14 protein-coding genes are annotated in these 10,468 nt (G+C 69.0%); 3 read left to right on the top strand and 11 right to left on the bottom strand.

Annotated features, from left to right (window positions below; genetic code table 11):
- Positions 1-188 precede the first annotated feature (188 nt).
- The 3 genes from AC3XYG_RS09715 to AC3XYG_RS09705 are packed head-to-tail and all read right to left on the bottom strand — an operon-like array spanning position 189 to position 2,819.
- On the bottom strand, positions 189-1,136 hold the full coding sequence (locus tag AC3XYG_RS09715; RefSeq protein WP_489139621.1) for a sugar-binding protein: 948 nt from the start codon (positions 1,134-1,136) through the stop codon (positions 189-191).
- 46 nt (positions 1,137-1,182) lie between these two features.
- Positions 1,183-2,223, bottom strand: coding sequence for an ABC transporter permease (locus tag AC3XYG_RS09710; protein ID WP_489139620.1), 1,041 nt, complete (start codon positions 2,221-2,223; stop codon positions 1,183-1,185).
- Positions 2,223-2,819 (bottom strand): ATP-binding cassette domain-containing protein, encoded by a 597-nt coding sequence (locus AC3XYG_RS09705; protein ID WP_489139619.1) that lies wholly within the window; start codon positions 2,817-2,819, stop codon positions 2,223-2,225. The genes AC3XYG_RS09710 and AC3XYG_RS09705 overlap by 1 nt, the downstream gene beginning before the upstream one ends.
- On the opposite strand from AC3XYG_RS09705, the gene AC3XYG_RS09700 reads away from it, so the two are divergent.
- On the top strand, positions 2,818-3,021 hold the full coding sequence (locus tag AC3XYG_RS09700; RefSeq protein ID WP_489139618.1) for a hypothetical protein: 204 nt from the start codon (positions 2,818-2,820) through the stop codon (positions 3,019-3,021). The genes AC3XYG_RS09705 and AC3XYG_RS09700 overlap by 2 nt on opposite strands.
- 53 nt (positions 3,022-3,074) lie before the next feature.
- On the opposite strand, the gene AC3XYG_RS09695 is transcribed toward AC3XYG_RS09700, so the two are convergent.
- On the bottom strand, positions 3,075-4,370 hold the full coding sequence (locus AC3XYG_RS09695) for an RsmB/NOP family class I SAM-dependent RNA methyltransferase (protein ID WP_489139617.1): 1,296 nt from the start codon (positions 4,368-4,370) through the stop codon (positions 3,075-3,077).
- Between the two features lie 148 nt (positions 4,371-4,518).
- Between AC3XYG_RS09695 and AC3XYG_RS09690 the strand changes: the two genes are divergently transcribed.
- Entirely contained in the window at positions 4,519-4,989 is a 471-nt protein-coding gene (locus AC3XYG_RS09690; RefSeq protein WP_489139616.1) for a MaoC family dehydratase, read from the top strand.
- A 12-nt stretch (positions 4,990-5,001) separates the two neighbouring features.
- Here the strand turns inward: AC3XYG_RS09690 and AC3XYG_RS09685 are convergent, their stop codons facing one another.
- Together AC3XYG_RS09685 and AC3XYG_RS09680 are read right to left on the bottom strand one after the other, a co-directional pair.
- Positions 5,002-5,721, bottom strand: a complete 720-nt coding sequence (locus AC3XYG_RS09685) for an HAD family hydrolase (RefSeq protein WP_489139615.1) — start codon at positions 5,719-5,721, stop codon at positions 5,002-5,004.
- 41 nt (positions 5,722-5,762) lie between these two features.
- On the bottom strand, positions 5,763-6,401 hold the full coding sequence (locus AC3XYG_RS09680) for a LysE family translocator (RefSeq protein ID WP_489139614.1): 639 nt from the start codon (positions 6,399-6,401) through the stop codon (positions 5,763-5,765).
- Positions 6,402-6,553: 152 nt separating this feature from the next.
- On the opposite strand from AC3XYG_RS09680, the gene AC3XYG_RS09675 reads away from it, so the two are divergent.
- The gene (locus AC3XYG_RS09675; protein ID WP_489139613.1) at positions 6,554-7,336 is read left to right on the top strand and encodes a GNAT family N-acetyltransferase; all 783 of its coding nucleotides are present in this window, start codon (positions 6,554-6,556) and stop codon (positions 7,334-7,336) included.
- A 7-nt stretch (positions 7,337-7,343) separates the two neighbouring features.
- On the opposite strand, the gene AC3XYG_RS09670 is transcribed toward AC3XYG_RS09675, so the two are convergent.
- The 5 genes from AC3XYG_RS09670 to AC3XYG_RS09650 form a co-directional block, all read right to left on the bottom strand.
- Positions 7,344-8,102 carry an SDR family oxidoreductase gene (locus tag AC3XYG_RS09670; protein WP_489139612.1) on the bottom strand — a complete coding sequence of 253 codons (759 nt, stop codon included), beginning with the start codon at positions 8,100-8,102 and terminating at the stop codon, positions 7,344-7,346.
- Between the two features lie 79 nt (positions 8,103-8,181).
- The gene (locus tag AC3XYG_RS09665) at positions 8,182-8,805 is read right to left on the bottom strand and encodes a polysaccharide deacetylase family protein (RefSeq protein ID WP_489139611.1); all 624 of its coding nucleotides are present in this window, start codon (positions 8,803-8,805) and stop codon (positions 8,182-8,184) included.
- On the bottom strand, positions 8,717-9,121 hold the full coding sequence (locus AC3XYG_RS09660) for a polysaccharide deacetylase family protein (protein ID WP_489139610.1): 405 nt from the start codon (positions 9,119-9,121) through the stop codon (positions 8,717-8,719). The genes AC3XYG_RS09665 and AC3XYG_RS09660 overlap by 89 nt, the downstream gene beginning before the upstream one ends.
- Before the next feature lie 47 nt (positions 9,122-9,168).
- Positions 9,169-9,804 (bottom strand): CoA transferase subunit B, encoded by a 636-nt coding sequence (locus AC3XYG_RS09655; protein ID WP_489139609.1) that lies wholly within the window; start codon positions 9,802-9,804, stop codon positions 9,169-9,171.
- Positions 9,805-9,818: 14 nt separating this feature from the next.
- The gene (locus AC3XYG_RS09650; protein WP_489139608.1) at positions 9,819-10,466 is read right to left on the bottom strand and encodes a CoA transferase subunit A; all 648 of its coding nucleotides are present in this window, start codon (positions 10,464-10,466) and stop codon (positions 9,819-9,821) included.
- Positions 10,467-10,468 lie beyond the last annotated feature (2 nt).

Here is a 10,468-nt window from a genome sequence, read left to right as displayed (position 1 = left end):
GCTTCGGTCATGGCGCGTGCCTCCTCGCCCAGGCGGGCGAAATCGGCGGAGAGGATCGAGGGGGAGATCAGGACGGGTTTGACCATGATCGTCCCTCAATAACAACTGACCGACCGCGTCACAACCATGACGAGGCCGATTGCGGCAAAGGAATGGCCGGGGCGGCGGACCGCCCCGGCCGCCGAAGCCTACTTCGCCTTGGCCAGGAACTCCTTGACGTTGTCCGGGGTCACCGTGTCGAGGCCGACATAGGTGATCTCCTGGACCTTCTCGCCCTTCTTCAGCTTGAACAGGGTCTCCATCGCCAGCGCGCCCATCTCATTCGGCTGCTGGCCGATCAGGGCGTTGGCATAGCCGTCGCGCAGCAGCTCCAGCTCCGTCTTCAGCGTGTCGGCCGAGACCAGAACGACCTCATGCGACTTCAGCTTGGCCTTGATCGGCTCGGCGAAGTTGCGGAAGGCGTCGGGCACGAACAGCGGCCAGCCGCCGACCGGCAGCAGCGCGTCGATGTCCGGGTGGGCGGTCAGCGTGTCCTGCAGTTGCTGCACGGCCAGCGCCGCATCGTCGTTGCAGTACAGCGGCGAACCGGCGACCTGGGTCCAGCCGGCGCCCAGCCCGTCGATGGTGCCGCGTACCCGGTCGTTCAGGTTCGCCGCAGCCGGGCCGCCCGAGACCAGGGCGAAGGTGCCGCCGCCCGGATGCAGCTTGGCCGCCATCTCACCGATCGCCTTGCCCATGGCGTAGTTGTCGGTGCCGACGAAGGCCTGGCGCTTCGACCCCGGCGCATCGGCGTCGAAGGTGATGGTCGGGATGCCGGCGGCGACCGCCTGGTCGATCACATTGGTCAGCGCATCGACATCGGAAACCGAAATCGCCAGCCCGTCGATGCCCTGGGTGATCAGGTCCTGGACGATCTGCGCCTCGCTGGCCGGCTCATGCTCGACCGGGCCGATATAGACGCATTCGACGCCGAGCTTCTTGGCCGCTTCCATGCAGCCGTCGCGCGACAGGTCGAAATAGGGGTTGTTCATCGCCTTCGGCACCAGGGCGAAGCGCAGCTTGTCCGCCGCATTCGCCCCGCCGGCCATCGCGGCCAAAGCTGTCAATGCCACTGCCGTCAAAAGAAGTTTTTTCACAATGCTCGTCCTCCCCAGTTGAACTCTCGTTGTCGCGGCGCCTCTCTCAGCCGGCCCGCCGGGACCGGATGCGGTCGAGCAGGACCGCGAGAATAATGAACACGCCGACGAAGAAATCCTGCCAATAAGGCTGCACCCCGCTCAGGATCAGGCCGTTGCGGATGACCTCGATCAGGGCCGCGCCGGTGATGGCGCCCAGCGGCCCGCCGATGCCGCCGGTCAGGTTGGCGCCGCCGATCACCGAGGCGGCGATCACCCGCAGCTCATAGCCGACGGCGGTGTTGGCGGGGGCGGAGCCGAGCCAGGACAGCAGCAGCACCCCGGTGAAGCCGGCCAGCGCGCCGCAGAAGACGTAGACCGAGATCTTGATCCGCTCGACCGGCACGCCGGTCAGCCCGGCCGCCCGCTCGTTGCCGCCGATGGCGAAGACATGGCGGCCCCACTGCATGTGCCGCAGCAGGAACCAGATCGCCAGGCCGAGCAGCACCATGTAGATCAGCGACGGCGGCACCGCGCCGAAGATCGGCTCGTTGCCTAGGGTGCGAAACAGGTCCTTGGCCGGCCCGGCAGTGGGCGAGCCGCGGCCCTGGGTCACGACATAGACCAGGCTGCGGCAGACGCTGAGCATGCCCAGCGTGGTGACGAAGGGCGACAGGTTCAGCCGCGCGATCAGGATGCCGTTGGCCAGGCCGACCACGCCGCCGGCCGCCACCCCCGTCAGCACGGCGAAGGCCAGGGCCAGGCCGGGCCAGTCGATGAAGACGCCCCAGTCGGCGCTCCACTCCATCGCCAGGCTGGTGGCGACGGCGCCGACCGCCATCACCGACCCGACCGACAGGTCGATGCCGGCCAGGATGATGACCAGCGTCTGGCCCAGCGCGGCGATGGCGATGTAGGAGAAGTTCTGGGCGACGTTCTGCAGGTTGCGTTCGGTCAGGAACTTGTCCGACCCGATCGTCATCACGATCATCAGGATCACCAGCGCCGCCAGGACGTAGGTGATCTGGGACGACAGGATCCGGTGCAGCAGACCCGGCTGGCGGACATTCTCGAAGCCGGCCGGGGTGGTGGTCGCTGTCGTCGCCATCACGCCGCCTCCAACGCGCCGGTGATCAGCCCGGTCACCTCTTCCGGCGAACTGGTCGCGATCTGCTTGTCGGCGACCTTACGGCCGCGGCGCATCACGATCACCCGGTCGCAGACGTCGAACACGTCGGGCATGCGGTGGCTGATCAGGATCACGGCAATGCCGCTGTCGCGCAGCCGGCGGATCAGCTCCAGCACCTCATGCACCTGGCGCACGCTGATCGCCGCGGTCGGTTCGTCCATCAGGATCAGCTTGGCGTTGGCCAGCCGGGTGCGGGCGATCGCCACCGCCTGGCGCTGGCCACCCGACATCAGCCGGACCAGGTCGTTCGACCGCGTCTCGGATTTCAGCTCGGCGAACAGCTCCTGCGCCCGCCGGTTCATGGCGCCATGGTCCAGTCGCCGCAGCGGCCACACGCCCTTCTTCAGCTCACGGCCCAGGAAGACATTGGCGGCGGCGGTCAGGTTGTCGGCGATGGCGAGGTCCTGATAGACGACCTCGATCCCGGCGTGGCGGGCATCGACCGGCTTGTGGAAATTCACCGGCCGGCCATCCAGCAGCATCTCGCCCGCGGTCGGCGGGAAGTTGCCGGCCATGACCTTGACCAGGGTGGATTTTGCCGGCGCCGTTGTCGCCCATCAGCCCGACCACCTCGCCGGGCTCGATCGTCCAGCTCACCCCGTTCAGGGCATGGATCGCCCCGAAATGCTTGGTGATGTCGCGCAACTCCAGAAGCGCCATCCGCTCCGGTCCTCCCTGATGCCGGATTTTTCCGGCCTTGTTTCGGGCGAACTGTGAAAGAGGGAGCGCCGGAGTGCAATCGTTTTTGTATGATTATTAGTCTGAAGGACCTATTTCCGGCGCTGCAGCCGGGCGATGTGGAAGCCGTCGAGACCGCCGAGATCGGCCCAATGGCAGGGCAGGCTGCGGATGTCGCCGGCCGGGGTCAGCACTTCGTCCGATCCGCCGACTTCCGACGGCGTCACCGGCAGCCGCACAAGGCGGTCGTCGGTCGCCAGCAGCCGGTCGATCTGGGTCTCGCCCTCCTCGGGCAGCAGCGAACAGGTGCACCAGACCAGCAGGCCGCCGGGCCGCACCTGCTCGACTGCGTGGCGCAGCAGTCGTGCCTGCGCCGCCGCCAGCTTGGCCACGTCGTCCGGCCCTTTGAGATAGGGCACGTCGGGGTGGCGCCGGATGGTGCCCGTGGCGCTGCACGGCGCGTCGAGCAGCACCGCGTCGTAGGGCAGCCCGTCGGCGAAGGTCTCGGCATCCCCGGTGCGCAGATCGGCGACGAGGCCGAGCCGTTCGAGATTCTCGGCCACCCGCTTCAGCCGCCGGCCGGACCGGTCCAGCGCCGTGACCTCGGCCCCGGCGGCGACGAGCTGGGCGGTCTTGCCGCCCGGTGCGGCGCAAAGGTCGAGGATGCGGCGGCCCGCCACCGGGCCGAACAGCCGGGCGGGCAGGGCGGCCGCGGCGTCCTGCACCCACCAGGCGCCCTCGGCGAAGCCGGGCAGCTCCGGCACCAGGCCGCCGGCCTCGCGCCGCAGGGTGCCGCTGGGCAGTTGCCGGGCTTCCAGCTGCGTGGCCCAGACATCGGGGTCGGCCTTGACCGAGAGATCCAGCGCCGCCTCGCGCAGATGGGCCTCGGCAATGGCGGCGGCGGTGTCCTTGCCGTAGGTCTCCTCCAGGCGCGACCACAGCCATTCCGGCGTGTTCAGCCGGGGAGCATCCTGTGCGGTCAGCAGGGCCGGGCCGTCCTCGGCCAGCCGGCGCAGCACGGCGTTGACCAGCCCCTTCATGCCGGCGAAGCCGGTCACGCCGGCCAGCTCGACCGAGGTGTCGACCGCGGCATGGGAAGGGGTCGCCAGGAACAGGCGCTGGGCCAGGCCCAGGCGCAGCACGTCGCGCACCGTGGCAGCGGCGCGCGGCAGCGGCGCCTTCAGGGCGCCGTCGATCAGCGCATCGAGCTGGCCCAGCCGCCGCAGCATCGTGGTCAGCAGCAGGCGGGTGAAGGCGCGGTCGCGCGGCTCCATCTCGCGCAGGGCGAGATGGCCGTCGAGCGCCTCGTCGATCGGTCGTCTCTGCGCCAGCACGGCCCGCAGCAATTCGATGGCCGCCTTGCGTGTCGCCAGTCCGGTGTCGGTCATGATGCCGGATGTAGACGATCGGGCGGGTTCCGGCCAGCGCCGTCGACATCTGCGACATCCGTGGTGCCGTTGCGGGGTCTTCCGCCAGGGGCCCGGCCGGGCCATGCTGGGGCCGGATTCATGCCAAACTCTATGGAGCGCCCTGCCGATGCCGTCCGAAGACACCGCGCCTAGCCGCCTCTATCTCGAGGATCTCCAGGTCGGGCAACGCTTCGGCTCGAAGACCGTCGCGGTGACATCAGAGGCGATCAAGGCGTTCGCCGGCGAATTCGACCCGCAGCCCTTCCATCTCGACGAGGCGGCGGCCAAGGACTCGCTGTTCGGCGGCCTGGCCGCCAGCGGCTGGCACACCGCGGCGCTGACCATGAAGCTGCTGGTCGGCGGCGATTTCCTGCCCGCGGGCGGCCTGATCGGCGCCGGGATGGAGGAGCTGCGCTGGCCGCGACCGGTGCGGCCCGGCGACGTGCTGCGGGTCGAAAGCGAGGTGCTGGAGGTCCGGCCGTCGCAATCCCGTCCCGACCGGGGCATGGCGAAGGTACGCATCACCACCCTGAACCAGGCGGGCGAGCCGGTGCAATCGATGGTCGCCAACATGGTCATGCCACGCCGGGTCGCTTGATCGGCCGGGCTCCTATCCGATCAGGCGGGTGACCAGCGCCGGCACCTCTCGGATACTCTCCAGGGCATGGAAGCCGGGCGGGGCGACCTCCGGCCGGCTGGCGGCCTCATGCGCCCAGGTGATGCGGTAGGGGATGTGCACGGCGCGGCCGCCGAGGTCGAGCACCGGCAGGATGTCCGACCGCATCGAATTGCCGATCATCAGGAAGTCTGCCGGCGCGGTGGCACTGCGCTGCAGGATCCGGCGATAGGTCGCCTCGTCCTTCTCGGCCACGATCTCGATCCGTTCGAAGCGTTCGGCCAGGCCGGAGCGCGCGACCTTGCTCTCCTGGTGGAACAGGTCGCCCTTGGTGATGACCATCAGCCGGATGCGGCCGGCCGCGGCCTCGGGCGCCAGCGCGTCCAGGGTCTCGACCACGCCGTCCAGCAGCTCGACCGGGTGGTCCATCATCGCCTTGCCGAAATCGAGGATGCTGCGGATGTCGGCGGCAGGGATGCGGCCCTCCGTCAGGTCGATCGCCGTCTCGATCATCGACAGGGTGAAGCCCTTCACGCCATAGCCGAAGGTCTTGAGGTTGCGGCTTTCGGTGTCGAGCAGGGTGCGGTCGAAGGTCTCGGCATCGACCCAGGGCGTCAGCAGCGCCAGCAGGCGGTCATGCGTCTCCTCGAACACGGATTCGCTGTGCCACAGGGTGTCGTCGGCGTCGAAGGCGATCGTCAGGGGCAGGGACATCGGCAGAAGGCTGCTTTCAGGCAAGGAAGGATGAGTGGCGCTCAGCTCCGCCGCGCGGCGAAGCCGGTGACGGACTGGGTGAGCGCGTGCAGGGCGAAGCCGATGAACAGCACGCCCGAGGCGCGGACGAACCAGATCTCGTGCCGGCTGTAGAAGCGGCGCACGGTCGCCGCCCCGGTTACGGCCACCAGGATCATATAGGCGGTGAGGGCGCCGAGGCAGGCTGCGGCCACCAGGGCCGGGAAGATCGACCAGGACAGGCTGGAGGCGTAGCTGGTCAGCAGCGCGGTGAAGGTTGCCACCGCCACCGGATAGCCCTTGGGATTGGTGACACCGAACACCAGGCCGCGCAGCAACGGCCGGCGGACCGCGGTGGCGACCGCACCGTCGGCGCGGCGGCGTACGGTGACGGCGTTCCAGCCGAGCCAGAGCAGATAGGCGCCGCAGATCAGGCCCAGCGAGTCGAACAGCGCCGGCCCGACCGCCTGGGCGCCGATGATCGCGACCAGCGCCAGCGACGACCACAGCGCGTCGCCGACCAGGTGGCCGCACAGGAACACGGCCCCGGCCTTGCGCCCCTGGCCGGCGGAGATGCCGAGCAGGGCGAGCACGGCCGGCCCCGGCGCGATGCCGTAGGCGAAGCCGGCGAGGGCGCAGGCCAGAAGCAGGGACCCGTTCACGATCTCTCCGGTACGACGGGAAAATGACAGGGGCACGGTCGCGCCCCGCGACAAAATCGGCCATAAGGCGGGCGAAGAGCAAGCCGGACGGATCGACGCGGGATCGGCGCGTCGCCGACATCCGGTTACCGGCACTGGCCACGGGGAATGACATGGACCTGAGCGATATCCTCAGCCGCTTCGATGCCGAGCTGCGTCAGGCCCCGGTGCCGGCCGACCCGGCCTATCGCATCGAACGGCTGCCCGACGTCACGCGCATCGTCGGCCCGGGGCCGGAGTCGCATGACAATTGCGTGTGCTGGAGCGGCCTCGACGCCGATTCGGCCGATGCCGCGGTGGCCCGCGAGGCGGCGTTCTTCGCCGGGCAGGGCCGGTCGGTGGAGTGGAAGCTGTACAGCCACGACCAGCCGGCCGATCTCGGCCGCCGCCTGGAGGCTGCTGGCTTCGTGCCGGAAACGCCGGAGACGCTGGTGGCGTTCGATCTCGATGGGGCGCTGCCGCCGCCGGTCGACCCGGACGGGGTGACGATCGAGCGCGTCATCGACCCGGTGCGCTTCGGCGCCATCGACGATTTGATGGCCGTGGTCTACGGCGCCGACGAAGACTGGCGGTCGGATGTGCTGGCGGCAGAGATCGCGGCGGCGCCGGACCGGCTGTCGGTCTATCTCGCCATGGCCGACGGCCATTGCGTCTCGGCCGGCTGGATCCGGTACAACCCGGGCACCGGCTTCGCCGATCTCTGGGGCGGCGCCACCCGGCCGCATTGGCGCGGCCGCGGCATCTACCGCGCCCTGGTCGCCAACCGTGCCGCCGAGGCGAAGGCGCGGGGGTTCGGGATCCTCACGGTCGATGCGTCGCCCGAAAGCCGGCCGATCCTGGAACGGCTCGGCTTCCGGGCACTGACCACGACCACGCCCTACATCCGCGAGGCCTGAGCGCGACTTAGCCGCGGCCGACGAACGGCATGTTGGTCGCCATCACGGTGACGAACTGGATGTTCGCATCGAGCGGCAGCGACGCCATCATCAGGACGGTCTTGGCGACATCGGCCGCATCCATCAGCGGCTCGGGCTTGATCGACCCGTCGGCCTGGGGCACGCCCTTGGCCATGCGGGACGCCATCTCGGTGGCGGCATTGCCGATGTCGACCTGCCCGCAGGCGATGCCGTATTTCCGCCCGTCCAGCGAGGTCGACCGGGTCAGGCCGGTGATGGCGTGCTTGGTCGAGGTGTAGGGGGCAGAGTTCGGCCGCGGCGCATGGGCGGAGATCGAGCCGTTGTTGATGATGCGGCCGCCGCGCGGATCCTGGTCCTTCATGATCCGGAAGGCTTCCTGGGTGCACAGGAACGGGCCGGTCAGGTTGGTGTCGACCACCGCCTTCCACTGCTCGAAGGTCAGCTCTTCCAGCGGAATGCCGGGGGCGTTGACGCCGGCATTGTTGAACAGCACGTCCAGCCGGCCGAATTTTGCCTTGGCGGCGTCGAACAGGGCGCGGACGCTCTTCGGGTCGGTGACGTCGGTCGGCACCGCCAGGGCCTGGTCGGCAGGCGTGCCTGATATCGCGATCGTCTCCGCCAGCGCATCCTGCCGCCGGCCGGCCAGCACGACCCGGTAGCCGTCCTTCAGGAAGGCCAGCGTCACGGCGCGGCCGACACCCGACCCGGCGCCCGTGATCAGCGCCACCTTGCTTTCCGATGCCATCTGCGTCTTCTCCCGTATCGATCCTGGGGCGCTGCCGCCCGTCTGTGGCCGAGACCCTAGCGCATTATGTCGGACCTAGTCAGCCGGATTGCTGGTCCGGCGGCGAAGCATTGCCCGGCACGATCCCCGGCGGCAGTGCGGCGGCATGGGCGGCGATGGCGCCGGCGGTGGTGATCCAGATGTCGTCGCGCCGGGCGGCGATGTGGGCCAGGGCCCGGCGCAACTGGCGCAGCCGGTAGGGCTGGCCAACGATATAGGGGTGCAGCGCCACGCCCATGACCAGGGCCTGGCCTTGCGCCTGCTGCTCCAGCATCTCGTCGAAATTGCCGATCACCATGTCGGCGAAGGCGTCGGCGTTCATCTTTCGTGCCACGATCGCCGGGATGTCGTTCAGCTCTTGCGGATAGGGCACCGACAGGATGCGGCCGCGGCGGGTGCGCATCCACACCGGCTGGTCGTCATGGCACCAGTCCAGCAGATAGCTGTAGCCAGCCTCCTGCAGCAGGTCCGGCGTCCGGTGGCTCTGCGAGATCCAGGGGCCAAGCCAGCCCTGCGGCCGGCCCCCGGCATGGCGGGCGATGGCGTCGGTGGCGCGGCGGATCAGCGCCGCTTCCTCAGGCTCGGCCAGGGCGCCCTGGCGCTCGGCATTGCTGTGGCCATGGCCGACGATCTCGTCGCCGCGGGCCTGGAAGGCGGCCGGCAACTCCGGGCAATGATCGTAGACGGCGGCGTTGACGATCAGCGAGCAGGGCAGGGCGGCTGTCGAACAGCTCCAGCAGGCGCCAGGCGCCGACTCGGTTGCCGTAGTCGCGCCAGGCATAGTTCAGCACGTCCGGCTGCGGCCCGGCCGGCGCCAGCTCCGCACCCAGGCCTTCGCCGAAGGCGAAATGCTCGAGATTGAGGCCGAGATAGACGGCGAGACGGGTGCCGTTCGGCCAAGCATAGCCGGGCCGGCGGACGATCGCGCTGTAATCGTAGCGGTCGTGGCCGGCCAGCGGCCCCGCACCCGTCTCGTCCATCGCGGGCTCCAGCGGCCGGCGCCCGCTTGGGGCACCGGCGAGAGAGATTAGAGCCGGGTGGCGAAGGGCGCCTCGGTCTTGGTCCGGATCTCATCGACGGTGACGCCGTCGGCGACCTCGGTCAGGGTCAGGCCCTGCGGCCCGATCTCGAACACGCCGAGCTCGGTGATGACAAGGTCGACCACGGCCTTGCCGGTCAGCGGCAGGTCGCAGGCATTCAACAGCTTCGGCGTGCCGTCCTTGGCATTGTGTTCCATGATCACGACGACGCGCTTGACGCCGGCGACCAGGTCCATCGCCCCGCCCATCCCCTTCACCATCTTGCCGGGGATCATCCAGTTGGCGAGGTCGCCATCCTTCGACACCTGCATGGCGCCGAGGATCGACAGGTCGATGTGACCGCCGCGGATCATGGCGAACGAGTCGGCCGAGCTGAAATAGCTCGACTGCGGCAGCTCGGTGATCGTCTGCTTGCCGGCATTGATCAGGTCCGCGTCCTCTTCGCCCTCATAGGGGAAGGGGCCCATGCCGAGCATGCCGTTCTCGCTCTGCAGCGCCACGTTCACGCCGTCGGGGATGTAGTTCGCCACCACGGTCGGGATGCCGATGCCGAGGTTGACGTAGAAGCCGTCCTGCAGCTCACGGGCGGCACGGGCGGCCATCTGCTCACGGGTCCAGGCCATGGTCTGTCTCCTGCTCAGGCTGCGCGCGGCCGGGTGGTGCGCTGTTCGATGCGCTTCTCGTAGCTCTTGCCTTCGAGGATGCGCTTCACATAGATGCCGGGGGTATGGATCTGGTTCGGGTCCAGCCCGCCGATATCGACCAGCTCCTCGACCTCGGCGACCGTGATCCTGGCGGCGGTGGCCATCATCGGGTTGAAGTTCCGCGCCGTCTTCCGATAGATCAAATTGCCTTCGGTGTCGCCCTTCCAGGCCTTGACGATGGCCAGGTCGGCGAACAGCCCACGCTCCATCACATACTCGGCGCCGTCGAACTCCCGCACCTCCTTGCCGTCGGCGACGATGGTGCCGACGCCGGTCTTGGTGAAGAAGGCGGGGATGCCGGCGCCGCCGGCGCGGATGCGCTCGGCCAGGGTGCCCTGCGGGTTGAATTCCAGCTCCAGCGCGCCGGACAGGTACTGCTGGGCGAACAGCTTGTTCTCGCCGACATAGGACGAGATCATCTTCTTGATCTGGCCGCGGTCGAGCAGCTTGCCCAGCCCGGCGCCATCGATGCCGCAGTTGTTCGACACCACCGTCAGCCCGGTCACGCCGCTGTCGGCGATCGCGTCGATCAGCTTCTCCGGGATGCCGGACAGGCCGAAGCCGCCCGCCATGATCATCATCC

It is taken from the genome of Inquilinus sp. (assembly GCF_057815775.1).
Note: the sequence above shows the minus strand (reverse complement) of the source record. Positions and strands in the feature narration are given on the sequence as shown.